The sequence below is a fragment of the Mesorhizobium sp. LjNodule214 genome (assembly GCF_964252735.1).
GTDB lineage: Bacteria > Pseudomonadota > Alphaproteobacteria > Rhizobiales > Rhizobiaceae > Mesorhizobium.
The window spans coordinates 1,472,353-1,495,893 of record NZ_CAXUPE020000001.1 but is presented as its reverse complement, the minus strand read 5'-3'; the positions used below and the strand labels follow the sequence as shown (position 1 = coordinate 1,495,893).

The following is a 23,541-nucleotide window of genomic DNA, read 5'->3' as shown; positions in this document are numbered from 1 at the left end:
TCAAGGAATTTGCACCGTGTGAGTTGTGTTGAAGGGAGGAAACCATGGGTAAGAAGAAGAATAAGCTGGCCCTCGTATCTGAGCTTGTCGAGGAGAAATCGGGAGGGAAAAAATATTCGAAAGAGCTCGCCCGGTTGCACGTTGAGCTTGCCCACCTTCAGGCTTGGGTAAAGAAGTCCGGTGCCCGCATCGCGATCGTGTTCGAGGGCCGCGACGCCGCCGGGAAGGGGGGAGTGATCAAGCGCCTGACCGAGCGGGTCAGCCCGCGAGTGTTTCGGGTCGTCGCACTGCCGGCGCCGACCGATCGGGAGAAGACCCAGATCTATATGCAGCGCTACTTCGCGCACTTTCCTGCGGCAGGCGAGATCGTGATATTCGACCGCTCCTGGTACAATCGTCCCGGCGTCGAGCGCGTCATGGGTTTTTGTAGCGACAAGCAGGCGCGGCGCTTTCTCGAACAGGCACCGCCTTTTGAGGCCGCCATTGTCCAAAGCGGTATAACGTTGCTCAAATACTTCCTCGATGTGAGTGAGGAAGAACAGGAGCGGCGTTTCCGGCAGCGGGCCGACGACCCCCTTCGACAGTGGAAACTGAGCCCGATGGATGTCGAATCGTACAACCGCTGGTGGGATTACACCCGCGCCTACGAAGAAATGATCCGTGCGACAGACACAAAGCATGCGCCCTGGTGGATCGTGCCGTCGAACGACAAGAAGCGCGCGCGCATCAACTGCATCTCGCACATCCTGAGCTCAATCCCCTATGAGCGCGTCGAGTTCGATAAACCAAACTTCAGCAAACGACAGAAGCGGCCCGAAAACTTCGTGGACGATGCAACTCCCCGCAACGTGGTGCCGGACGTGTTCTGACCGTGTGGACCCCAGACCTATTTGGTATGCGGGGCCCAATTGAGAAAGAAGCCGATGTCACCAGGCATTCCGCCTGGGAAGTTAATAACCATGGCCTTAAGCTTGTAACCCTGCGGCTTCGAATTCTTCTGATAGCGCTCATAGAGCTGCTTGGCCTTGCCCTGGAGCGTTTCGGGCCATCGCGGATCAGCGCTGTTGATAGCCCGGCCGCTGTCAGTGCAAAGCTCTGATGGGAAGCTGTAGACGAGTGCCTCGTACTTGCCATTTTTCACGGCGTTCATCACCAGGCGGCGAATCATTGCAACTTCGTCGTCACTCACTTGGTCCTTCAGGAAGCTATCGGTGAACTTCGTAAGTGCTTCATTCTGTTTCGCCTGGAATTTTGCCTGCTTGTCGGCTTCCTTCATTTGCTCTTGCAGGAGGGCCATACGGAGCTGTTCCGCACTCGGCGCCGGCGTATTTATGTCTGAAGCTGTGTCTTTGATGTTGGCCATTTGCTACTCCTCCCCGAGCCGTTGAGCGTTCGACACCGATGAGGAACGGCGTTTTGCCAACGTCTATCTCGTTCGATGTCTCAGGTCATCCCCTCGGCCGTCAGCAGCTTAATGTAGTCGGCCGAGGCAGGCTTGCACGTTTGGTGGCCGCGCCACCTATTCAACGCGCGTAGAACTGACATCCGATGATCGCATGAGGGCTCATCCCGGTCAAATTCTCGTTAGGCGGTGGAATGCGCCGCGGCAGCGATGCCCCGCGACGACCGGTCGCTTGATCGCCGCAGTTCCGCTTTGCGCAGACCTGATTGCCTACCAGCTTCGGGCCGTTGCGAGGTCAAGGACTCAACAGGCGCACTGCGCCATGATCGGTCATCGGTGAATGCCGAGCGAATGTCCACCAACGATCATATCCCGTCACAGGCGGCTGCATTCAGTAGCCACCTCGACCGGGCCACGCTGGCTTCCTTGCCTTATTACTCTCGATCGTCGTCCATAAGGATTCGCTCGGCCGCCCCGTCGAGATCGTCATACTGTCCTGAACGTAGCGTCCACATGAAGGCGGCGAGCCCTACAAGGCCCATCAGGATTGCGACAGGCACCAAAACGGCTAGGTAGCTCATGATGCTGCAGCCATCGTTTGAAGGTCGCCGTGAGTAGATGCGGCTTGCCGGCTGTGCAGTTTTCCAGAGGGGCCGAGGCGAAGAGCATTGGCCACAACGACAATCGAAGAGAGAGACATCGCGACCGCAGCGACAAGCGGCGTCACGTGACCGAGGACCGCGATCGGCACTGCAATGACGTTGTAGCCGATCGCCAGTGCGAAATTCTGGCGAATCAGGATTCCCGCATTGCGCGAGATTTCGAGAGCATCTGTCACGGCCGAAAGGCTCCCGTGTAGAAAGACGAAGTCCGCGGCGTTGCGGCCAACATCGGCTGCCGTCGCGGGAGCCATCGACACATGAGCGGCCGCAAGCGCCGGAGCATCGTTCAGGCCGTCGCCGACCATCAGAACCGTGCTTCCGGCCTTGCTCAGCTCGGCGATGCGCGCAACTTTGCCGGAAGGAAGCAGTTCCGGCATGAAGCTGTCGATCCGGAGAGATGACGCCAGTTCCTCAACGACGATTCGTCGGTCCCCAGAGAGGATTTCGACAGCAAGGCCGTGCCGCTGCAACCGACTGACCGTCTCTCGTGCATCAGGACGATTGCCGTCCTCGAATACGAAGCTGGCCAACGGCGCGCTGTCCTTGACGAGGAGCGAAACGGAGAATGCGCGTTTATCGGAATTAGCGGATTTGCGGCCAAGCGCCCAGTCCGGTCGGCCGAGACGATAGATATCTTTTCCCGCACGCGCTTCCAGTCCACAGCCCGGATGTTCCGAAATCCGGTCAAACTCAGGAAATGCCTGCCCGCACATTTGTCCAGCGTCAGCGATGGCAACAGACATTGGATGCCGGGAACGGGCGGCGATCGCCGCCGCCGTCCCCAAGGCAGACGGTTCGATGTCGCGGACGTTGACAAGCCGAGGCTTTCCGAGCGTCAGCGTTCCGGTCTTGTCAAAGAGCACCGTGTCGACTTCGGCAAGCCGCTCCAGCGCCGAGCCGTCCTTGACCATGATGCCTTTCTCGAAGAGACGGCGCGCGGCCACGACCTGGACGATCGGCACGGCAAGGCCCAACGCGCAGGGGCAGGTGATTATCAGGACGGCGATAGCGATCGTGATGGATGCGTGCCAGTCCCCTGTGGCTGAAATCCAGCCGAGGAAGGAAAGCAGGGCGATTGCGTGAACCACCGGAGAATAGAGGGCGGAGGCCCGGTCGGCCAGCCGGCGGTAACGCACCCGTCCGCCTTCGGCTGCCTCCATCATCCGGACCATTTCGGCAATGAATGAGTTATCCGCACGCGCAATGGTCCTGACCGTCAACGGACCCGTAAGGTTCATCAATCCTGCCTGGAGCGTGGTCCCAGGTCCGGCGTATTTGGGTGTGGCCTCACCCGAAACCAGCGAGCAATCGAGTTCGGAAACGCCTTCCGTCACCACCCCGTCGAGAGGGATTCGGTCACCAGCGGCAACGAGTAAGGACGCTCCGGGCTCGATCTTGACAACCGGCACGTAGCGCCGCTGGCCATCGGCTTCGATGACGTTTGCGCCGGCAGGCGCCAGCCTGGCCAGGCCAGCCACCGCCGAGCGCGCCTTTTCGCGCATTACATGGTCGAGTGTACGGCCGATCAGCAGGAAGAACAGAAGCGAAGTCGCAGCATCGAAATATGCCTGAGGTGCGTTGTGGACGGTGTCGTAAAGGCTAAGCGCGAAGGCAAGCGTAACACCGACCGATATAGGCACGTCCATGTTGGTCCGTCGGTGACGAAGCGCGGACCACGCAGAGGCATAGAAAATCTGCCCCGAGTAGATCATCGCAGGCAGCGCAAGCACCGCCGATATCAAGTGGAAGGCCTGGCGTGTGCCCGCATCGGCGCCTGACCACACAGATACGGACAGAAGCATGATGTTCATCGCCGAGAACCCGGCAACGGCGAGCGCCCGGATGAGCCGCGAATACTCAGGATCGCGCCGATCGGATTCGATCGAGAATACATGTGCATCGTAGCCGACGGCGCGCAGAGCCCCGATCAGATCGGGCGCGCCGTTTTCGGCTGCGCGCCAAGTGACGGTGGCTCGCTTCATGGACAGGTTCACGCGGGCAAACTCAACACCGGGCAGTGTCGACAGGGTTCTCTCGACCGATGCGATGCAGGCCGCGCAATGGACACCGGGGACCGAAAGATCGATCTGGCGGGTGCCGCTGCCGAGATCACGGCTGGCCAGGCGGATTTCGTCCGCCGGGTTCGACCGATCATCGATCCCTGCGATCGACAAGGCAGCCTCAGCACCAGGCGCGCAACAACTCATGAGCCATCAGCCTTTCGCAGACTGAGCACAACCGAGGTCATTTGATCGCCTTGTAGGCATGCCAGGTAGCGTGCCCGAGCAGCGGAAAAACGACGATCAGGCCGACCATTGCCGTCAGCAGGCCGATCGCGCTCAGCGCAAGCACAATCGCGCCCCAAGTGATCATTACAGTACGATTGTTCCAGACGCGGGAAATGCTCATGCCCATTGCCGTAAAAGCGTCCGTCCGCTCGTCGAGGAGCATCGGGACGGAGAAAACGCTGATCGCAAAGGAAAACGCCGCGAAAACCCCGCCGACGACGGTGCCCGTGACGAGCATGGCCCAACCGATGCCCGTGGTGAACAGCATCGAAGCAACATGGTCGAGGCCTGGAAACGGCCGCAAACCGAAGAACAGCGCGAAGAGAATGACGGCGGCGCGCATCCACAGCAAGGCCAACCCCAGCATGATGACACCGGTGAACAGGACCTGGGCGCCGGAGGTCGGCCTGACGAAGATCATGCGCCGCAGCGAAACTGGTTCGCCGACCTCGATCAGCCGGCTCTTTTCGTAGAGACCGATGGCGACAAGCGGACCGACGACCATGAAGGCAGCGATGGCGGGAAACAGGATGTAGTCGAGACCGAGGAAGAAAAGTCCCGCGACGATCGCGACTGAAACGATGAACACAGCGAGACCGTAGGCAAGGCTGGAACCAGGCTCTGCCATGAGGTCACGCCAACCGGCGCGCAGCCAGCCGAGGGCGGCGCCGGCGGGAAGATGGCGATTGCGGGCCTCCGCGAAGATGGGCCCATCCGCTGACGCCAGATCGACATTGCCCATTGCGATGTTCCTTCCTGCCCTTGGTTCGTTAGCAAGCCGGATCGGCGGCTTGGTAGAGGCCTCCCGGAATGGCGGATCGTGACACCTTGCTGTGTGGAACGCAGTCCGGCTGCGACATGATTGCCACGTAGAGGAAATGTCCGTTTGCAACGGCGAAAGTGGCAAGTCCAACGGCAACCAAGAGGATCGCCAGGGCCTTGCCGCGCCAGAATGCCCGTGGCGCGATCCCTCTTTCTGTTTTTTCAGCGGCGACCGTCACGATCCCTTCTCCGAAAGTGACAGGACATAAAGCGCTAGAATCTTGCGTTGGGTCGTCGAAAGGCGCTGCTCCCAGGACGGCATCTGTCCTTGATGCCCCGAATAGATCGACGTGTGGATCGACTGGCTATCGCCCCCATAGATCCAGCTGGCATCGGTGAGGTTTGGAGCGCCTAAGTCTTGTTTGCCTTTGGCATCCTCTCCATGACAGGCGACACAGTTCGCGACAAAGACTTCCTTTCCGCGAGAAACGGCTTCAGGCGAAGCGACGGTCGTTTCGGTCGACCCGCCGAGAGACTGAACGTAGGCACGCACGTCGTTGATCTGCGGTAGGCTGAGGATACCGTCACGGCCGAAGGCGAGCATCTGCGAGGTCCGTGTATCCTCATGCGCTGAATTGATCCCAACGCGCAGCGTTTCGGCGATCGTTTCTGGATTGCCGCCCCATAGCCACGCGGCTGCTGTCAGGTCGGGAAAACCCTTACCTCCCGTGCCACGGGCTCCGTGGCACGCCGCGCAATTGTCCTTAAAAAGCGTCGCTCCGGCTTCGCGCACGGTTTCCATCAGTGCCGGATCGGCTCTGATCGCCGCGAAATCCATCTCGTCAATCCGCTTAGTCCATACCGTGCGTTCGGCGGTGGCCTCTTGAACCTGGCGTTCGACTGTCGTTTTCTGGTCAATCCCGAGAAGGCCCTTCGTGTATGTCCGGCCCAAGGGCCAGGCAGGCATGAGAATCCAGTATCCGACGGCGAAAAGGGTAGTCACGATCAGAAAGAAAATCACTACCCGCGGTACCGGGGTATAGAGCTCCTTTATGCCGTTCCATTCATGACCCGTCGTCAACTGGCCGCTGACGGAATCGCGTTCGCCTACTTCCATGGCTTGTCGTCCTCGTCGAGGATGCTCTTCTTCGCCTGGTGGAACCGCCCTAAGTTCGCAGGCCAGAAAACATAGATCAGGACACCAACTGCCATGGCGATCAGGTAGAACAGCCCCCAGCTTTTCGTGAAGGCGACGATGGTGTCATGGTCGAGGATCATGTTGCAGGCTCCGCGGCTGCCGCCTGCTTGTGGGCAGCGTCGGTCAGGTGGCCAAGGATCTGGAGATAGGCGACCAGCGCATCCATTTCGGTAATGGTCGCCGGATCGCCGTCAAAAGCCCTGACCTGCGTTGCTTTTCCGTAGCGCTTGACAACGCCGGCTGCGAAATCACCGTCCGGAGCGGCTTGGCCGAGCGCATCCTGGGTCGCGTTGGCGATCATGTCATCGGTGTAGGGAACGCCGACGTCTCTGAGAGCGACCAGATGCTCGCCGAGGTCGTCGATCCGCAGTGCGTTGCGCTGCAGCCAACCATACTTCGGCATGACCGATTCCGGAACGACGTCGCGGGGGTTGACCAGATGGGCGACCTGCCAGGCGTCGGAATATTTTCCGCCAATGCGGGCCAGATCCGGGCCTGTGCGCTTTGATCCCCACAACATCGGATGATCGTATTTCGATTCAACGGCGAGCGAATAGGGACCGTAGCGTTCGACTTCGTCGCGCAGTGTCCGGATCATTTGAGAATGGCAGGCGTAGCAACCCTCGCGCGTGTAGATGTTGCGCCCGGCCTGCTCCAGCGGGGTATAGACCCGCATGTCCGGCGCGTTCTCGACCGTGTCGTCGATCGTGAACAGCGGGGCGATCTCGACGAAACCTCCTATGCTGGCGACCGCGACGATGGCGAGCACGAAGCCCATGGCGTTGCGTTCGATTTTGCGATGGAACTCGGCCACGTCCTACTCCGCCGGCTCGGGCGCGAGCCTGGGCTCGGGGAGGTCTGCGGACTCCGAGGCAGTCTCCGGCTCGCCACGGATCGTCATCCAGATGTTGTAGGAGCCGACAATAGCGCCCAGCAGGAACAGCAGACCGCCAAAGGCGCGGGCGATGTAGTAAGGATGCATGGCGACCATGGACTCCACAAAGGAGTAGGTCAGCGTTCCGTTCTCGTTGTAGGTCCGCCACATCAAGCCTTGCAGAATGCCGGAGTTCCACATCGCGAAGGCGTAGATAACCGTTCCGATAATGGCCAACCAGAAATGGACTTCGACCAGCCGCGCCGAATACATGCGCTCGCGCTTCCAGAGCCACGGAACGATACAGTAGATCGAACCGAACGTTATCAGCGCGACCCAGCCAAGCGCGCCGGCGTGTACGTGTCCGACGGTCCAGTCAGTGTAGTGGGATAGCGAGTTGACGGGGCGAATAGCCAGGAACGACCCCTCGAATGTGGTCAGTCCGTAGAAAACCGCAGCGGCCATCATGAAGCGCAGCGTTGCGTCGTCACGAACCTTATGCCAGGCGCCGTTGAGCGTGGCGAGCGCGTTTCCGGCCGATGCCCAGGAAGGCACGAGCAGCACTAGCGAGAACGTCATGCCGAGGGTCTGAACCCACTGCGGCAAGGCTGTGTAATGCAGGTGGTGGGAACCCGCCCACATATACATGAAGGTGATGCCCCAGAAGCTGATGATGGAGAGCCTGTAGGAAAAGATCGGACGTCCGGCCCGCTTCGGAAGGTAGTAGTACATCATGCCGAGGAAGCCTGCCGTAAGGAAGAAGGCGACGGCGTTGTGGCCGTACCACCATTGGATCATCGCGTCCTGGACGCCCGAAAACGCGGAATAGCTTTTGGCATGCCCGAATGACACCGGAACCGCGAGGTTGTTCACGATGTGCAGGATCGCGACGACCAGGATGAAGGCCATATAGTACCAATTGGCAACGTAGATATGGGGCTCCTTCCGCCGCGCGAGCGTGCGGATGTAGATGGCGAAATACGTCACCCAGACGATGACCAGCCAGAAATCGGCATACCATTCCGGCTCGGCATATTCCTTCGACTGGGTCACCCCCATGAAATAGCCCGTCGCCGCTACCACGCAGAACAGATTGTAGCCAATGAGCACGAACCATGGGCTGAACTGGTCCGGTAGCCGCGCCCGGGACGTGCGCTGGAGAACGTGGAAGGAGGTAGCGATCAGCGCGTTGCCGCCAAAGCCGAAGATGACGGCGCTGGTATGGGCGGGGCGCAGGCGGCCGAAGCTCGCCCATGCGGCGTCGAAGGTCAGGTCCGGCCATGCGAGCAGGCTTGCGACCCAGACGCCGAGGAACATGCCGACCACCGCCCAAGCCATCGCAAGCACAATGCCGACCTTGCTGGGGTCGTCATAGTAATGCTCCAGCCGTTCCGGAGACGGCTCCGGTGCGTAATACGCGCCGAGCACGACAAAGATGAGACCGCCGCAAATTGCCAGAATGATAAAGCCATGCACGCCGAGGGGGTCGGCTCGGCCGGCTGCTGCCATCGCCAGGCCAGCGATCGCAACAAGCATGAGAACCATGATTGCAATCTGACGTTCGCCTGCTGTGAGCTGTGCGACCATATCAAGTGTCCCCCCTTTGGTTGAACACAGATGTGCCGAAGCGCCCTTATAATGATCCTCTTGTTACTGCGTTGTCCAGAATAGCTTCAGCGGCCCGAAACCGCCGTTTGAGTTCCCGCTGCCTTATCCGTTCCACTTGATGGCGGACCGCACCGCTAACGGTTTAGATGCAGTCTTAGGTTCAAAAAGCGGACGTTCCCCATAACGTCGTCGAATGTCACCTACGGGTCAGGTCACGACGATGCCCAGCCGGCCTGAATGTCGCCCGTTCCGCCAGGGAACGGGTTGGGCATTCCGAACATTCCGGACACTCACGCGTGCGCGCGAGGCACGCATCATGGTCGAAGCTCGACGATGGGTCGTTGTGTCTCGTTTCATGTCCCAAAGCCCTCTCTCGGTCGATTCGCGGGCTCCAAATGCCTGATTTGCAAGGGGTTGTGCAACGGTGAGTACAGTTTTGTAGATGATGGGGTCAGGTGTTCGAGTCACCTAAGCGGCACCACTTGCTTCAGCCTGCAATCCCGGTCTGCCTGACGGCAAAGACGCCCGCGCCGTTTCCGACGCGGGCGCCGCATTCGGTCAGCTGTCAAAAGCTCCAATAGCCCGGGTGCCAGCGGTGGTGATACCAGAGGCCGGGATGCCAATGGCGGATGGGCCGGATCCTTACATACCGGTTGGGCACGCAATTGCCCCAGCGATTCATGTGCCAACGGGGACCGCATCGCCAGCCGACAGTTTCGATGGGGAGCGGGGCGGCGGTGGGCTTTGCCATTGGCATGGCCTGCGAGCCGGCGGCGGACAGCATCGAAGTGCCAGCCGCCAATGCGAGAGGCAGGATGTGTTTGGTGAGCATGACTGTGGTCTCCATGGGTCACCCCCGCGATGAAACAGCACCTGGGCGGCTGAATGCCGGGTGAACGAGACAATCACAAATTCGTTAGCGGTCGGGGCTCTGGTCCAGCGTCGCCACGGTCTTCAGCGCGCCGTCGAGCATGTCGCCCTTCTCGTCCTTCAGTGCCGCTTCGCGCAGGCGGCGGATCCAGTCGGAGGCGTCGGAGCGGCCCTTGACCAGATCAAGCGCCGAGAGCACACGGTCGAACTTCGACTGGGCGCGGGCGTGGGTGTCGCTGTAGCCCTTGATCAGCCGGCGGCAGTTGAGGATTTCGACCGCCAGCGCGTAGTCTGCGCGAACATGGTCGAGCGCCAATTCGAACCAGCGTTCCAGATGCGCGACCTCCACCTTGTGGCGCAGCAGGCTGCGGCGCCAGCGGCGCAGGCCGCCGATGAACCAGAGTGCTGCAAAGCCGGCAAAGCTGTCGGTGCGGATGTGGCGGCCGCGATTGATGCGGCGGTCGAGGAAGGCGGCAAGCTTCGGCCGGCTCTCGATGTAGCTGCCCAGCCCCGCCGGCAGCGTGCCGCAGAACTCCTCGATGCGCGGATGGAAATATTCGGTCACCTGCAGGACGGTTCCATCCCTGACGCCGACCTCGTTGCGCACCCGCCTGTCGCGGGTCGAGCGGGTCTTGAGATCGGCGACGCGGATCATGTCGTCGTAGCACATGGCATTGGCCAGATGCTTGGCGGCGGCGACCGACAGCGCACAGGAACGGCCGGCATCGTCCAGCGCGACCGCCCGGTCGAGACGGTCAAGATACTCGCTGCCATAGGCGATGTCCTGATAGTCGACGACTTTTTTCAGGCCGCGTAGCGCCATGTCGCGAACAGGCGCCGGCAAAGCATCGATGCGGGCGGCCAGTTGCTGCCAGCCCTGCAGCAGGCTTTCCGGCCCGCTCACCTTCGCCGCCACGCCGGAACCGGTTTCGGGTGCCGCCGGCATCGGCGCCGTTTCGCCCGAAGAGGCAGCCTCGACGATGCCGCGCGCGCGGTCATAGGCGGCGCCGAAGGCGGCGAGGCTGGCCTTGACGCCACGCCCGCCGGCACCGATCGCCTGCTCGTAGCTTTCGCGCGTGAACGGCAGCGCGCCAGAACCAGCCAGCGCGCCGAGCAGGCTGGCCGAAATCATCGTGCCGTTGTCGGCAGCGATCTTTTCCATGTCGAAGGCGATGAAGCGTTTTGCTGCCACCTCCGCCGTCGCGTGCACCTTCGTCGACGAGGCGCGGCCGTCGCCGGGCTCGACCTTTTCCGAGACGGCGGCGATGCGGTGCGAGGAGGTGATCAGCGTCGTGCGCTCGGGCGTGACGAAGCCCCTGATGATGGCCCGTCCGGCCTCCATCAGCTCGGCGGCGATCAGTATGTCGACGTCGCCCTGCGCGGGCGACAGCGCGAAGACCGGCAGGCGGCCGGTGTCGCGGGCCATCTCGACATAGTAGATTGTGGCGCCGGTGCGCTGGGCGACGCCGGCGACCGAGGTCGACTGGGCGACGTAGCCGTTGCGCTCGGCGACGTCGGTGATCCAGTCGGCCAGCACGCCCCCGCCTTGGCCGCCGACGGCCAGCACCGCGAGCTTGATGACGCGCTCGTCTTCTGTGGCGCCCGCCTTCGGGCGCAATGGGGCATTGTGGTCAAGCATCGGCGAACATCAAACGACGGCTTTCGCGACGCCGCTGCATAAGGCCGATCACGGCCCGGCGCGAACTTTCGAGGAAGCGATCCCAGCGGCTCGGATTGTGCACGACATCGGCGCGGTAGAAGGACGGGCAAAGCACCGCCGCATCGGCCACCTCGCCGCAATTGCCGCAGCCGACGCAGCTCTGGTCGATATGTGCCACCGGATCGTCGCGCAGCGGATCGTCGAGCGACTTCACCGATAGCGACGGGCAGCCGGAGAGCCGCATGCAGGCGTGGTCGCCGGTGCAGATGTCCTCGTCAACGCCGAATTTCGGTTTCACCACACGCTCGCCGCCCTTGATCGCCTTGTCGACCAGCGGCTTTTCGCGGCGCTGGCGGTTCAGCATGCATTCGGACGAAGCGACGATGACCTTCGGCCCCTTCTCCTCGGTCGTCAGCGCCTCGCGCAGCGTGGCCTGCATCTTGCCGACGTCATAGGTGCGGTCGATGTGGCGCAGCCATTTGACACCCATGCCCTTCACCGCCTCGGTGATCGGATGCTTGGTCGATTTCGTCTTGTTGCCGGCGCGGGACGAGAGGATGTCCTGGCCGCCGGTGGCGGCGGAGTAAAAATTGTCGACGATGACGATGACGCCATCGTTCTTGTTGAACACCGCATTGCCGATCGAGGAGGTCAGACCGTTGTGCCAGAAGCCGCCATCGCCAACGAAGGAGATCGAGCGGCGCTTGGCGTCGGGCGAGTTGAAGGCCGAGGCCGAGGCGGGCCCGAGGCCATAGCCCATGGTGGTGGCGCCGAGCTCGAAGGGCGGCATGATCGAGAACAGATGGCAGCCTATGTCGGAGGCGATGTGGTGCTTGCCGAGTTCCTGCTCGACCAGTTTTGTCGCGGCGAAGATCGGCCGCTCCGGGCAGCCGATGCAGAAACCGGGCGGTCGTCCTGGAACGACATTGATCAGATCGGCGGTGTCGACGCCTTCGCCTGATTTGTTCGGTGCGCGCACTTCGCCAGGCAGCAGATGCGGCGCCTCGGCGCGCAGGAAGGAGCCGATGCCGTCGAGCATGACCTGGCCGGTGTATTCGCCGGCCATCGGCAGATGCTCCTTGCCGACCAGCCTGGTGCCGCGTCCGGCCTTGTGCAGCATCGCCGCAAAAGCCTGCTCGATGTAGTTGGGCTGGCCTTCCTCGACGACCAGCACGGCCTGCTTGCCCTCGCAGAAGGACAGGAACTCGTCGTCGACCAGCGGATAGACGGCATTCAGAACATAGAGCGGCACGTCGGTGTCGCCATAGGTGTCGGCAAGGCCGAGCCGCTGCAGGGCGCGGATGACCGCATTGTACATGCCGCCCTGCATGACGATGCCGACCGAGCCGTGGTCCGATCCAAAGATCTCGTTGATCTTGTTCCTGCGGATAAAATCGACCGCCGCCGGCCATCGCTTGGCGATCTTTTCCTTCTCGTGCAGGAAGGAGGCGGGCGGCAGCACGATGCGGCCGGTGTCGCGGCGCGGCGCCTCCAGCGCATCCGCCACCGACATTGGCGGCCGCTTGTTGTCCTTGGCTATGAAATGGCCATGTACATGGCAGCAGCGGATGCGCACCAGCAGCATGACCGGCGTGTTGGAGGCCTCCGACAGTTCGAAGCCGTCCTCGACCGCCTTGACGATCGACGGCAAATTGGGGCGCGGGTCGAGCAGCCAGACCTGGCTCTTCATGGCAAACGCATGGCTGCGCTCCTGCATGATCGAGGAGCCCTCGCCATAGTCCTCGCCGACGATGATCAGCGCACCGCCGGTGACGCCGCCGGATGCCAGGTTGGCCAGTGCATCCGAGGCGACATTGGTGCCGACCGTCGACTTGAAAGTGGCGGCACCGCGGATCGGATAATGCACCGATGCCGCCAGCATGGCGGTGGCGGTGGCCTCCGAGGCGCTCGCCTCGAAATGCACGCCGAGCTCGCCCAGAATGTCCTGCGCGTCGGCCAGCACGTCCATCAGATGGCTGATCGGCGCGCCCTGGTAGCCGCCGACATAGCCAACGCCGCATTGCAGCAACGCCTTGGTGATGGCGAGGATGCCCTCGCCGGCAAACTCCTCGCCGGCGCCGAGCCTCAGCTTTTCGACTTCCTTGGCAAAAGATCGTTCGGCCATTTTTGACTCCTTCCGTTGCCGCCCGGCGCTGGCGGCGCGTAGGTCTAGATGTCGTGCTTGCGGATGTTCTTCAGCATCTTCAAAAGCGTGGCGATAAGCGCGACATATTCGGCGTCGTCGACGCCGTCGAACATCGCCTCGAAGGCGTCATGCATGGCCGGCCAGGCGCGCGCGAACAGAGCGCGGCCCTCGTCGGTCATGAACACATGGCGGAAGCGGCTGTCGGTGACACCCTGCTCGCGCCGCACCAGGCTCTGTCCCTCCAGTGTGTCGAGCGTCCGGCTCAAGGTCGACTGCTCGATGACGGTGTAAACCGAGAGGTCGTTGACGGTGACGCCGTCGGCGACCGACAGCACGGCCAGCGTGCGCACCTGCGGAATGGTCAGGCCCTGCTTGCGGAAATCGTCGCGCAAGGTGGCATTGTAGCGGCCCATGATGCGGTTCATCAGATAGGGCGCGAACTGCTGCAGGCCGATCTCGCCCAGGGTCGAGATGCGCTGGCGTTTTTCAGGAACCTTCTGTTCCATCACAGCCTCCCCGCCAGCAGGTAGCCGGAGCCGCCGCCCAGGCCGGCGCCGGGATGGGTCGAGGCGCCGATGTGGTAGAGGTTTTTGATGCCGGTGTCGTGGTTGCGGCTGGCCTTGAACGGCCGCCACAGGAACGACTGGTCGATGGTCGAGGAGCCGCCATAGGGATCGCCGCCGACCAGGTTGATGTTCATGGCTTCGAGGTCGGCCGGCGAATAGGCGCGGCGCGCGATGACGCTCTCCCTGAACCCGTCGATATGGTTGGCAAGGATGGCCTCGGCGCGATCGGCATAGGCTTCGCGCAGCTCAGCGGTCCACTGGCCGTCGGCGGGAGCCTGCAGCTTGCCGGCGGCATCGCCCTTGATATGCCTGGGCGCCTCGGGCAGCTGCAGCCACAGGATCGCCTTGCCGTCCGGACAGCGCGACGGGTCGAGCGCATGCGGCTGGCCAACGCAGATGGTCGGCACCTCCGGCAGCAGACCGCGCATCGCCTCGTTGCAGGCTTTGGAGACGCCATCGAGCCCCGGCGTCAGGTGCAGGAGCGCGACCTTGTCGAGACCCTCGCCGCGCCACGCGGGCGGCTTGTCCAGGGCATAGTGGATCTGGAAGTTGCCCTTGCCATAGCGATAGTTCCGCACGGCTTCAGTAGCGGCCTCCGGCGCATCCTTGCCGAGCAGGCGGCCGTAGAGCTGCGTCGGCGTGACCGAGCAGATGATGCTCTTCTTCGCGTGGACCGTTTCGCCCGAGGCCAGCCGCACGCCGGTGGCGCGGCCTCCATCCAGGATGATGGAAGCAACGTCCGATTCGGTGGAGATGACGCCGCCGCGCTCGATGATCAGCGCCTCGAAAGCGGCAAGCAGATTCCTTGCGCCGCCCTTGACGATCGGCGCGCCGGCGGCCTCCAGCGCGAAGGCGATGACCTTGGCGATCTGACCGGAAAACGCATCTTCCGGACCAAGGCCGGCATGCAGTACCCAGGGTGCCCAGAGCGCACGGATGGTTTCGGATTGATAGGTGCTTTCCAGCCAGCTGCGCGCCGGCACCAGCGCCTCGCCGAGAAAGGCGGCAAGACCGCGCGGCCCGCGCCGCCAGGCGTCGCCAGCCAGCATCTTGGCCGTCGGATAGGACCACAGGCTGCCGCCGAGCAGGCCGAACAACAGGCCGGCATTGCGCTCGATGCCACCGACGTCGCTGCCATGACGGTCGCCGGCGCCGGACGCAATCTTGTTGAGCGCCGCGACGTTGGCGGCGCGGTCGGTGCTGAGCACGGCATGGCTGCCGTCTGGCCTGAGCACGCCGGTGGGCGTGGCGGTGTGGCAGAATTCCAGCCCATGCCGTGCCAGATCCTTGCCCAGTGAGGCAAAGGCCGGCGAGGTGATGAACAGGACGAAAGTCGTCGCCATCACGTCATGGACGAAGCCGGGTGCGGTGATCTCCTCGGTGCGCATGCAGCCGCCGATGCGGTCGTTGCGCTCGAGCACGAGCACCTTGGCGCCCTTGGCGCCGAGCATCGCCGCGCAAACCAGGGCATTGATGCCGCTGCCGACGATGATGTGATCGGGCGCGTTCATTGTCGATTGCTCCCCGCCGGCAGCAGGTGGGGTTCAAGTGCGCGGGGTAGCGTTCCTTCGCGCCCCCCTCTGTCCTGCCGGACATCTCCCCCACACGGGGGGAGATCGGCCGTCACCGCCACCTTCGCCATGATCTTCTCCCGAAGACCGCCTCCTCGCCCCTATTTCCCTGACACCAGCGCCAGCGCGCGGATCGGGCTGCCGGTGCCGTGCTCGATCTTGAGCGGGGCGGCGATCAGGATCGCCCCTTTCGGCGGCAGCTGGTCGAGGTTGCAGAGGCTGGCAAGGCCGTAGCGGTTGGCCTTGTGCATCAACGTGTGCGCCGGGAATGGCGGCTCCATGCCGCCGGCCTTGCCGGCGTCGGTGCCGATCGTCTCGCTGCCCCAGCCCTTGATGTCCTTGCTGATCAGGAACTGGATGGCTTCGGCGGTCGGGCCCGGCGTGTGCGGGCCGGTCTCGTTGGCGTTGAGGAATTCGGCTTCCGAGCCGTTGCGCTTGTACCAGTCGGTGCGCATCACCACCCACTCGCCGGCATTGATGGCGCCGTGCTTGGCTTCCCATGCCTTGATGTGGTCGACGGTGAGCAGGAAATCGTGGTCGGCGGCGGCTTCCTTCGAGCAGTCGATGACATTGACCGGGCCGACGAAATTTTGGGCCGGAATGGTGTCGGTGGCGCCGTCCGGATAATCCTTGCCGGTAATCCAGTGCTGCGGCGCGTCGAAATGCGTGCCCGAATGCTCGCCGAGCTTCAGCCAGTTCCAGGCCCACCACGGACCGTTCTTGTCATAGCGGGAGATCGAGTGGATCTCGACCTTCGGCGTGTCGACGGCAAGCTCCGGCGGCAGCTTGATCAGCGGCGTGTCGGGTCCGAGCGGCGCCGACAGGTCGACCACCTTGATGCCGCCTGAAAGCAACTGGCCGGCGACTTCGCCGAGGAGTTTCTGCGTGTCCATGGTCTCAGTTCCCTCTTTGTCGATGATGATCGAGGCTCGTCTCGGCCCTTAATATCCTACTAGACGAAAACATATGCATCTGCAATTATCTTTAAGCATAAAGGAAATGGGTTTGGGGCGTGAGCGAGTTCGACGCCATCTTTGTCGGGGCAGGCCACAACAGTCTGGCATGCGCCGCGCATCTGGCGCTCAAGGGTTGGAAAACGGCCGTTTTTGAACGCAGCGCAGCAATCGGCGGCGCCGTCCAGACCCATGAATACACCCTTCCCGGCTTCCGCCACGATTTCGGCGCGATGAATCTGAGCCTGTTCGCCGGCTCGGCCTTTCACCGGAAATATGCAAATGAATTGAAAACCCATGGGCTGGAATTCGCCCCGGTCGGTGATTGTTTCGCCAGCGCCTTCCCGGACGGACGCTGGTTCGGCGTCAGCAGCGATCTGGAAAAGACCGCCGCCCGCATCGCCGCCTTCTCCGCCGCCGATGCGGCCACATGGCGCAAGCTGGTTGCGGCTTTCCTCGGGGAGGCCGAGCACCTGTTCCGCCTGCTGGGCTCGCCGATGAGCGCACGTGCCCTTGCCGGCACGGCCTGGAACCTGTGGCGCAAGAAGGGTTTTTCCGGCGCGCTCGACACTGGGCGGCTGCTGCTTTCCTCGCCCCGCGCGTGGCTCGAGGAGACTTTCGAATCCCCGCATGTCCGGACCGCACTCGCTGCGTGGGGCATGCATCTCGACTTCGCGCCCGATATCGCCGGGGGAGCCGTGTTCCCCTATCTGGAATCGATGGCCAACCAGAGCTTCGGTATGGTGCTCGGCAAAGGTGGCGCCGACACGATGATCCGTGCGCTCGCCGGCATGGTCACAGCGGCCGGCGGCAAGATCGCCACCGGAGCCGAGGTGGCGGAGATCACGGTCGCCGGTGGCCGTGCGACCGGCGTACGGCTCGCTTCAGGGGATTTTCATATCGCCAGCAAGGCGGTCATCGCCGGGGTGGCGCCGAAAGCGCTTACCGGCAAGCTTTTACCCGATGGCTCCGGCGACACAGGCTTCGATACGGCGATGAAAAAGTTCCGCCATGCGCCGGGCACGATGATGATCCATCTGGCACTCGACGACCTGCCTGACTGGCGCGCCGGGGCCGAGCTTCGGCAATTCGCCTATGTGCATCTTTCGCAGTCACTCGACGCCATGTCGCGCACCTATCAGCAGGCGATGGCGGGCATGCTGCCGGACGAGCCGGTGCTGGTCGTCGGCCAGCCGACGGCGGTCGATCCGTCGCGGGCGCCCGAGGGCAAGCATGTTCTGTGGGTTCAGGTGCGGATGCTGCCGGCCGAGATAGCAGGCGATGCGGCAGGGCAGATCGCGCCCGACCACTGGGCCAGGGTGAAGGACGCTTATGCCGAGCGCGTGCTCGACATCATCGAAAGCTACGCACCCGGCCTGCGCCAAAAGATCCTCGGCCGCGCCGTGTTCTCGCCGCTCGACCTCGAGCGAGAGAATCCCAATCTCGTCGGCGGCGACCAGATCTGTGGCAGCCACCATCTGGCGCAGAATTTTTTGTTCCGCCCGGCGCGCGGCTATGCCGGCTGGAACACGCCGGTCGCCAATCTGCACCTGACTGGTGCCGCGACATGGCCGGGCGCCGGCACCGGCGCGGCCTCGGGCTTCATGCTCGCTGAACAACTTGGCGGGAGGTAGGATCCAAGAATTTCCAGGGCGAAGGAGGGCAAGGCGCGATTGCCCAAGGAGCCTGAACCCAGCGAACGACAACGACGCCGCGCAGACAAAACCAACAGGGGAACGACCATGACCATCAACAGACGAGACTTGCTCGGATACAGCGCGGCAGCGATCGGCGCGACCGCACTCGGCCTGGCGAAGATCGCCAGGGCGGCCGGTGAACTGACCATCGCCTACAACGTCAACCTGCCGTCCTGGGACCCGACGACCGGACCTTCGGCCGTCAACCCGACCATCCAGGGCCTCTACCAGTCGGTGTTCGACCAGTTCATCCCGCAGAAGCCGGATCTGTCCTTCGCGCCGGGCCTGCTCACCGAATGGGGCTGGAACGAAGACCGCACCAAGATCATGATGACGGTGCGCGACGGCGTGAAATGGCATGACGGCTCGCCGTTCTCGGCCGAGGACGTGGTCTGGTCGCTGCAGCGGGCGGGCGACGAAAAGACCGGCAACCCGATCCAGTTCGTCTGGAAGAACGTCAGCAACTTCAAGATCGACGGCAACAAGATCACCGGCGATGTCGTGCAGTTCGACCCGGTGTATTTCAAATGGATGTCGTTCCTGACCGGCTACATCATGCCGAAGGCCTATTACGAGAAGGTCGGCGCTGAAGGGTTTGAGAAGGCGCCGATCGGCACCGGCCCCTATATGGTCGACAAATTCGAGCGCAACGCCTTCCTGCGGCTCAAGGCCAATCCGAACTACTGGGGCGATAAGCCAGCCTTCGAGAACGTGACGATCAAGTTCGTCACCGATGCGGCGAGCCGCGTTGCCGAAATCGAGTCCGGCTCTTCGCAGGTGACGCTCGAAATTCCCTATGAAGAGTATGACCGGCTGATCGCCAAGGACGGACTCGCCGGCTCGTGCAAGAACGTGTCCGACATCGGCATGATCTTCTTCAACGACATCGAGGCGATGCTGGACAAGAATGTCCGCCAGGCCGCCGTCATGGCGGTGGACAAGGAGCTTCTGGTCAAGCGGCTTCTGCGCGGCTATGGCCAGTCGATCGCTACGCTGGAGACGCCGGAATACACGGCCTTCGATGCCTCGATCAAGGTCGAGCACAATCCGGAGAAAGCCAAGGAATTGCTGGCCGCTTCCGGCTATTCGCCGGAAAAGCCGGTCAAGTTCACGATACAGACGACCAAGGGCTTCAAGCCCAAGGACTACGAGATGATCCAGGCGATCGTCGGCATGTGGCGCAAGGTCGGCATCGAAGCGACGATCGAGGTCTACGAGATCGCCAAGCATTACGAACTGCGTGCCGCCGACAAGCTGGCGCCGGCAGCCTTCTACAATTGGGGCAACGCCATCGGCGACCCGACGACGTCGACCGGTTTTGCCATGTATGGCCCGAGCCCGCATTCGGTGTGGGACAGCCAGGACCTGATCGACATGATCAATCCGCTGTGGGGCGAGAAGGACGAGGCCAAGCGCATCGCCGGCTGGAAGGCGGTCGACAAATACATCGCCGAGCAGGCCTATGTGTTGCCGCTGATCCAGTATGCGCAACCGATCGTGCATGCCAAGGGCGTCAATGTCGTGCAGCATGTGTCCGGCGCGCTGCTGCCGGCGCTGATGACCCCGGCCTGATAGCGGCATAGACTGCATGCGCGCCACCGCGAGAGGTGGCGCGCCCTTTTTCGCCAGACGTACAGGCGACCATGCTTCTGCAAAGATTCCTGATCCGTCTTCTGACGATGGCGATCACGCTGTTCGGCGTCGCCGTCGTCGTCTTTGTCGTCATCCGCGTCGCGCCCGGCGACCCGATAGCGATGATGCTGCCGCCCGGTGCGACCGACGCCGACATCGCCCGGTTGCGCGCGCTCTATGGGCTCGACAAGACCATCGTGCAGCAATTCTTCATCTGGCTCGCCGGCGTCGTGCGCGGCGATTTCGGCACCTCGATCTCGCTGCGCCAGGACGTGCTGGGGCTGGTGTTCAACCGGCTGCCGGCGACGCTGGAGCTCGCCACCGTGGCGCTCCTGATGGCAGTGGCGATCGGCGGCACGGCTGCGATCCTCGGCGCGCGCGAGCGCGGCACGGCGGTCGAGGCCGGCATCGACATCGCCAGTGGGACGGCACTTTCCATTCCCGACTTCCTGTGGGGGCTGGTGCTGATCCTGCTGTTCGGCGTGCTGATCCCGGTGTTCGACATATCCGGCCGGGTGTCGCCGCAGCTCGACCTGCCCTTCGTCACGCAATTCTATCTCGTCGAGAGTATTCTGCGGCTGCGCTTCGACCTCACCTGGGATCTCCTCAAACACATGCTGATGCCGGCCGTGGCGTTGGCGCTGCCGCTGGCAGCGATCATCGCGCAGCTTTTGAAACAGTCGCTGAAGGAGGTGCTCGACCTCGATTATGTCGTGCTCGCGCGGGTAAAGGGATTTTCGGAAACGCAGGTCATCCTGCGCGAGGCGTTGAAGAACGCAGCACTGCCGACATTGACGCTGGTCGGCGTGCAGTTCACCTTCCTGATTGGCGGCACGGTCATCGTCGAGCGGCTGTTTTCCTATGAAGGCCTCGGCAACATGGCGATCGATGCCGTCATCAACCGCGACCTGCCGCTGATCCAGGGCATCGTGCTGGTCTTCGCGCTGCTGTTCGTGCTCATCAACCTTGCCGTCGACATGATGTATGCGCTGCTCAATCCGAGGCTGCGCGATGGATGAGGCGCGCATCGCCAGGCGCGGAGTGGGACCAAGGCTGTGGCTTGCCGGCGGCTGGCTGCTGCTGGCGCTGCTGGCGGCGATCCTGGCACCGCTGATCGCGCCGCAGGACCCGCTGGCGCAGGATTTGATGCTGGAGCGGCTGCCGCCGTTCTGGCTTGACGGTGCGGAACCCGGCTACTGGCTCGGCACCGACAGCCTTGGGCGCGATCTCCTGTCGCGGCTCATCTTCGGCGGCCGCATCGCCTTCATCGTCGCCTTCGCCGCCGCCATTGCTGCTTGCTTGGTCGGCTCGGCGCTCGGGCTGATCGCCGGCTATTTCGGCGGCTGGGCCGACCGTATCATCTCGCGCATCGTCGACATCTGGATGGCCTTCCCGCCGGTGCTGTTCGCCATCCTGCTGGTGGCGGTGCTGGGCACCGGCCTGAGCTCGGTCATCATAGCTATCGCCGTCATCGACTGGACGCGCTTCTGCCGGGTGATCCGCGCCGAGGCGATGGGCCAGTCGCGCATGGATTATGTCGAGAACGCCCGCATCGCCGGCTATGGCCGCCTCGGCATCATGCTGCGCGAAGTGCTGCCCAATGTGGTGCCGTCGATCGTTGCGCTGCTGTCGCTGGAAATGGGCATCGCCGTCATCGTCGAGGCGATCCTGTCCTTCGTCAATTTGTCGATCTCGACCGACGATCCGACCTGGGGCGGCATCATCGCCGAGGGCCGGCTGTCGATCCACCAGGCGTGGTGGGTGCTGGTGTTCCCGCTGATCACGCTGATCCTGACCGTGCTGTCGTTCAGCCAGTTCGGCGAGGCGCTGAAGGCCCGTTTCGATCCGGTGCTGAGATGAGCGCCGCTTGCCTCGACATCCGCTCGTTGAGCGCCGTGCTGCCGAACGGCCAGCGCGTGCTGCGCTCGGTGTCGCTCTCCGTCCAGCCGGGCGAGGTGCGCGCGCTGGTTGGTGAGAGCGGCGCCGGCAAGACGATGATCGGCAAGGCTGTGCTCGGCGTGCTGCCATCCAGCGTGCGCGTCGTCGAAGGCGACATGCTGCTGGAAGGCGAAGACCTCGGCCAACTTCAGCCGAAGGCAAGACGCACGCTGATCGGCGCCCGCACGGCGCTGATCCCGCAGGACCCGCTGACCGCGCTCAACCCGTCGCGCCGCATCGGCCCGCAAATGACCGACCGGCTGGTGCGCATCCTCGGCTGGAGCGGCGAGAGGGCCGATCAGCGTATCCGCCAGTTGCTGGACGAGGTGCAGATCCGCGACCCGGAACGTGTGCTGAAAAGCTATCCGCACGAGCTTTCCGGCGGCATGCGCCAACGCGTGCTGATCGCCGCCGCTTTTGCCGCCGAGCCAAGGCTGATCGTCGCCGACGAGCCGACGACGGCGCTGGACGTGACCGTGCAGAAGCAGATCCTGCGCCTGATCGCGCAATTGCAGCGCGACCACGGCACGGCGATCCTGTTCGTCACCCACGATCTCGGCGTCGTCGCCAAGATCAGCCAGAAGGTGTCGGTGCTCTATGCCGGCAAGGTGGTGGAGGAGGCCGACACGGCTGCTCTCTTCGCCGCGCCGCAGCACCCCTATACGCGGGCGCTGATGCAAGCCACGCCACGCTACACCGACCCGCTCGCCTCGCTGAAACCGGTCGATGAGGCGGTGCTGGCCGGGCTGGCGGCGGAGATCGCTGCTGCCGACCAGGCCTGGAGGCCGCGCCATGGTTGAGCCGCTCATCTCCGTGCGCGGGCTGAAGGTCGCGCTGCCCGACATGACCCGCAAGCCGCTGATCGGCCGGGCGCCGCTGGCCGATATCCTGAAAGGGCTGGATTTCGACCTGCCCAAGGGATCGGTGACCGGCATCGTCGGCGAATCCGGCTCGGGCAAATCGACGCTCGGCCGCACCCTGGTGCGGCTGCTAGAGCCCAGCGCCGGCTCGATCAGCTTCGATGGCCGCGACATCGGCCATCTTTCGGAAGCGGAGCTCAGGCCGCTGCGCCGCAATCTGCAGATGATCTTCCAGGATCCGATGTCGTCGCTCAATCCGCGCCGCACCATCTTCAGCATCATCGCTGCGCCACTCAGGCAGAACGGCCTTGGCGACAATCTGAAGGGTCGTGTCGCGGAGGCGCTGCAGCGCGTCGGCCTGCCGCAGAATTTCGCCGGCCGCTACCGCCACCAATTGTCAGGCGGCCAGCGCCAGCGCGTCGGCATCGCCCGCGCCTTGGCGCTGTCGCCGAAATTCGTGCTCGCCGACGAGATCGTCTCCGGCCTCGACGTCTCGACGCAGGCGCAGATCCTGACGCTGCTGGAAAAGCTTGCAGCGGAGATGGGCCTGACGGTCGCCTTCATCAGCCATGATCTGTCGGTGATCCGGCGACTGTGCCAGCAGGTCATCGTCATGCGCGAAGGCAGGATTGTCGAAGCGAGCGCCACCGACGCCCTTTTCGACAGTCCCAAGGACGCCTACACACGCGACCTGATATCAGCCATCCCACTGCCCGAAATCGACCCGGCCTGGCTGGGTACGCTTGCCACGACAATGGCAACGACGTGAACTCATTCGCATGCCACACACAGAGCGGGGAATCGTTTCGATATAAAACTTTAAGCTTGAAATAATTTCGCGACAGCGCGATACT

At 63.1% G+C, this 23,541-nt stretch carries 22 protein-coding genes; 7 read left to right on the top strand and 15 right to left on the bottom strand.

Features of this window, described 5'->3' with window-relative positions:
- The first annotated feature begins 44 nt into the window (after positions 1-44).
- Positions 45-869, top strand: coding sequence for a polyphosphate kinase 2 (gene ppk2 / locus ACSQ3Z_RS07200; RefSeq protein WP_436170638.1), 825 nt, complete (start codon positions 45-47; stop codon positions 867-869).
- A 17-nt stretch (positions 870-886) separates the two neighbouring features.
- Here the strand turns inward: ppk2 and ACSQ3Z_RS07195 are convergent, their stop codons facing one another.
- From ACSQ3Z_RS07195 to ACSQ3Z_RS07125, 15 genes are all read right to left on the bottom strand, one after another.
- Positions 887-1,363: a histidine kinase gene (locus tag ACSQ3Z_RS07195; RefSeq protein ID WP_436170637.1), complete on the bottom strand. Its 477-nt coding sequence runs from the start codon at positions 1,361-1,363 to the stop codon at positions 887-889.
- 473 nt (positions 1,364-1,836) lie between these two features.
- Positions 1,837-1,983, bottom strand: a complete 147-nt coding sequence (gene ccoS, locus ACSQ3Z_RS07190) for a cbb3-type cytochrome oxidase assembly protein CcoS (protein ID WP_436170636.1) — start codon at positions 1,981-1,983, stop codon at positions 1,837-1,839.
- On the bottom strand, positions 1,980-4,271 hold the full coding sequence (locus ACSQ3Z_RS07185; RefSeq protein ID WP_436170635.1) for a cation-translocating P-type ATPase: 2,292 nt from the start codon (positions 4,269-4,271) through the stop codon (positions 1,980-1,982). Before ACSQ3Z_RS07185 ends, ccoS begins: the two co-directional genes overlap by 4 nt.
- 37 nt (positions 4,272-4,308) lie before the next feature.
- Positions 4,309-5,094, bottom strand: a complete 786-nt coding sequence (locus ACSQ3Z_RS07180; RefSeq protein ID WP_436170634.1) for a DUF2189 domain-containing protein — start codon at positions 5,092-5,094, stop codon at positions 4,309-4,311.
- A 28-nt stretch (positions 5,095-5,122) separates the two neighbouring features.
- Complete coding sequence (locus tag ACSQ3Z_RS07175) at positions 5,123-5,353, bottom strand: hypothetical protein (RefSeq protein WP_436170633.1); 231 nt, start codon at positions 5,351-5,353, stop codon at positions 5,123-5,125.
- The gene (gene ccoP, locus ACSQ3Z_RS07170; protein ID WP_436170632.1) at positions 5,350-6,231 is read right to left on the bottom strand and encodes a cytochrome-c oxidase, cbb3-type subunit III; all 882 of its coding nucleotides are present in this window, start codon (positions 6,229-6,231) and stop codon (positions 5,350-5,352) included. Before ccoP ends, ACSQ3Z_RS07175 begins: the two co-directional genes overlap by 4 nt.
- Entirely contained in the window at positions 6,222-6,392 is a 171-nt protein-coding gene (locus tag ACSQ3Z_RS07165) for a cbb3-type cytochrome c oxidase subunit 3 (protein WP_436170631.1), read from the bottom strand. Before ACSQ3Z_RS07165 ends, ccoP begins: the two co-directional genes overlap by 10 nt.
- A complete protein-coding gene (ccoO, locus tag ACSQ3Z_RS07160; RefSeq protein WP_436170630.1) occupies positions 6,389-7,126 on the bottom strand; it encodes a cytochrome-c oxidase, cbb3-type subunit II in 738 nt (245 codons plus the stop codon). Before ccoO ends, ACSQ3Z_RS07165 begins: the two co-directional genes overlap by 4 nt.
- 3 nt (positions 7,127-7,129) lie before the next feature.
- A complete protein-coding gene (gene ccoN / locus ACSQ3Z_RS07155) occupies positions 7,130-8,773 on the bottom strand; it encodes a cytochrome-c oxidase, cbb3-type subunit I (protein ID WP_436170629.1) in 1,644 nt (547 codons plus the stop codon).
- A 586-nt stretch (positions 8,774-9,359) separates the two neighbouring features.
- Positions 9,360-9,626 (bottom strand): GCG_CRPN prefix-to-repeats domain-containing protein, encoded by a 267-nt coding sequence (locus ACSQ3Z_RS07150; protein WP_436170628.1) that lies wholly within the window; start codon positions 9,624-9,626, stop codon positions 9,360-9,362.
- A gap of 84 nt (positions 9,627-9,710) precedes the next feature.
- Positions 9,711-11,303, bottom strand: a complete 1,593-nt coding sequence (locus ACSQ3Z_RS07145) for an indolepyruvate oxidoreductase subunit beta family protein (RefSeq protein ID WP_436170627.1) — start codon at positions 11,301-11,303, stop codon at positions 9,711-9,713.
- The gene (locus ACSQ3Z_RS07140; protein WP_436170626.1) at positions 11,296-13,449 is read right to left on the bottom strand and encodes a thiamine pyrophosphate-dependent enzyme; all 2,154 of its coding nucleotides are present in this window, start codon (positions 13,447-13,449) and stop codon (positions 11,296-11,298) included. Before ACSQ3Z_RS07140 ends, ACSQ3Z_RS07145 begins: the two co-directional genes overlap by 8 nt.
- Positions 13,450-13,493: 44 nt before the next feature.
- Entirely contained in the window at positions 13,494-13,976 is a 483-nt protein-coding gene (locus tag ACSQ3Z_RS07135) for a MarR family winged helix-turn-helix transcriptional regulator (RefSeq protein WP_436170625.1), read from the bottom strand.
- On the bottom strand, positions 13,976-15,547 hold the full coding sequence (locus ACSQ3Z_RS07130) for a phytoene desaturase family protein (RefSeq protein ID WP_436170624.1): 1,572 nt from the start codon (positions 15,545-15,547) through the stop codon (positions 13,976-13,978). The genes ACSQ3Z_RS07135 and ACSQ3Z_RS07130 overlap by 1 nt, the downstream gene beginning before the upstream one ends.
- Before the next feature lie 161 nt (positions 15,548-15,708).
- Entirely contained in the window at positions 15,709-16,500 is a 792-nt protein-coding gene (locus ACSQ3Z_RS07125) for a cyclase family protein (protein ID WP_436170623.1), read from the bottom strand.
- Positions 16,501-16,619: 119 nt separating this feature from the next.
- Between ACSQ3Z_RS07125 and ACSQ3Z_RS07120 the strand changes: the two genes are divergently transcribed.
- The 6 genes from ACSQ3Z_RS07120 to ACSQ3Z_RS07095 all read left to right on the top strand — a co-directional run bounded on the left by ACSQ3Z_RS07120 (position 16,620) and on the right by ACSQ3Z_RS07095 (position 23,456).
- Entirely contained in the window at positions 16,620-18,194 is a 1,575-nt protein-coding gene (locus ACSQ3Z_RS07120; RefSeq protein ID WP_436170622.1) for a phytoene desaturase family protein, read from the top strand.
- A 108-nt stretch (positions 18,195-18,302) separates the two neighbouring features.
- A complete protein-coding gene (locus ACSQ3Z_RS07115; RefSeq protein WP_436170621.1) occupies positions 18,303-19,829 on the top strand; it encodes an ABC transporter substrate-binding protein in 1,527 nt (508 codons plus the stop codon).
- 71 nt (positions 19,830-19,900) lie between these two features.
- The gene (locus ACSQ3Z_RS07110; protein ID WP_436170620.1) at positions 19,901-20,908 is read left to right on the top strand and encodes an ABC transporter permease; all 1,008 of its coding nucleotides are present in this window, start codon (positions 19,901-19,903) and stop codon (positions 20,906-20,908) included.
- Positions 20,901-21,749, top strand: a complete 849-nt coding sequence (locus ACSQ3Z_RS07105; protein ID WP_436170619.1) for an ABC transporter permease — start codon at positions 20,901-20,903, stop codon at positions 21,747-21,749. The genes ACSQ3Z_RS07110 and ACSQ3Z_RS07105 overlap by 8 nt, the downstream gene beginning before the upstream one ends.
- A complete protein-coding gene (locus ACSQ3Z_RS07100) occupies positions 21,746-22,627 on the top strand; it encodes an ABC transporter ATP-binding protein (protein ID WP_436170618.1) in 882 nt (293 codons plus the stop codon). Before ACSQ3Z_RS07105 ends, ACSQ3Z_RS07100 begins: the two co-directional genes overlap by 4 nt.
- Entirely contained in the window at positions 22,620-23,456 is an 837-nt protein-coding gene (locus ACSQ3Z_RS07095) for an ATP-binding cassette domain-containing protein (protein WP_436170617.1), read from the top strand. The genes ACSQ3Z_RS07100 and ACSQ3Z_RS07095 overlap by 8 nt, the downstream gene beginning before the upstream one ends.
- The last annotated feature ends 85 nt before the right edge of the window (positions 23,457-23,541 follow it).

Bases quoted from the DNA above. Each gene is read 5' to 3' on its own strand.
- ppk2 (WP_436170638.1), top strand. From the start codon at position 45: ATGGGTAAGAAGAAGAATAAGCTGGCCCTCGTATCTGAGCTTGTCGAG.
- ACSQ3Z_RS07195 (WP_436170637.1), bottom strand. From the start codon at position 1,363: ATGGCCAACATCAAAGACACAGCTTCAGACATAAATACGCCGGCGCCG.
- ccoS (WP_436170636.1), bottom strand. From the start codon at position 1,983: ATGAGCTACCTAGCCGTTTTGGTGCCTGTCGCAATCCTGATGGGCCTT.
- ACSQ3Z_RS07185 (WP_436170635.1), bottom strand. From the start codon at position 4,271: ATGAGTTGTTGCGCGCCTGGTGCTGAGGCTGCCTTGTCGATCGCAGGG.
- ACSQ3Z_RS07180 (WP_436170634.1), bottom strand. From the start codon at position 5,094: ATGGGCAATGTCGATCTGGCGTCAGCGGATGGGCCCATCTTCGCGGAG.
- ccoP (WP_436170632.1), bottom strand. From the start codon at position 6,231: ATGGAAGTAGGCGAACGCGATTCCGTCAGCGGCCAGTTGACGACGGGT.
- ACSQ3Z_RS07165 (WP_436170631.1), bottom strand. From the start codon at position 6,392: ATGATCCTCGACCATGACACCATCGTCGCCTTCACGAAAAGCTGGGGG.
- ccoN (WP_436170629.1), bottom strand. From the start codon at position 8,773: ATGGTCGCACAGCTCACAGCAGGCGAACGTCAGATTGCAATCATGGTT.
- ACSQ3Z_RS07150 (WP_436170628.1), bottom strand. From the start codon at position 9,626: ATGCTCACCAAACACATCCTGCCTCTCGCATTGGCGGCTGGCACTTCG.
- ACSQ3Z_RS07145 (WP_436170627.1), bottom strand. From the start codon at position 11,303: ATGCTTGACCACAATGCCCCATTGCGCCCGAAGGCGGGCGCCACAGAA.
- ACSQ3Z_RS07140 (WP_436170626.1), bottom strand. From the start codon at position 13,449: ATGGCCGAACGATCTTTTGCCAAGGAAGTCGAAAAGCTGAGGCTCGGC.
- ACSQ3Z_RS07135 (WP_436170625.1), bottom strand. From the start codon at position 13,976: ATGGAACAGAAGGTTCCTGAAAAACGCCAGCGCATCTCGACCCTGGGC.
- ACSQ3Z_RS07130 (WP_436170624.1), bottom strand. From the start codon at position 15,547: ATGAACGCGCCCGATCACATCATCGTCGGCAGCGGCATCAATGCCCTG.
- ACSQ3Z_RS07125 (WP_436170623.1), bottom strand. From the start codon at position 16,500: ATGGACACGCAGAAACTCCTCGGCGAAGTCGCCGGCCAGTTGCTTTCA.
- ACSQ3Z_RS07115 (WP_436170621.1), top strand. From the start codon at position 18,303: ATGACCATCAACAGACGAGACTTGCTCGGATACAGCGCGGCAGCGATC.
- ACSQ3Z_RS07110 (WP_436170620.1), top strand. From the start codon at position 19,901: ATGCTTCTGCAAAGATTCCTGATCCGTCTTCTGACGATGGCGATCACG.
- ACSQ3Z_RS07105 (WP_436170619.1), top strand. From the start codon at position 20,901: ATGGATGAGGCGCGCATCGCCAGGCGCGGAGTGGGACCAAGGCTGTGG.
- ACSQ3Z_RS07100 (WP_436170618.1), top strand. From the start codon at position 21,746: ATGAGCGCCGCTTGCCTCGACATCCGCTCGTTGAGCGCCGTGCTGCCG.
- ACSQ3Z_RS07095 (WP_436170617.1), top strand. From the start codon at position 22,620: ATGGTTGAGCCGCTCATCTCCGTGCGCGGGCTGAAGGTCGCGCTGCCC.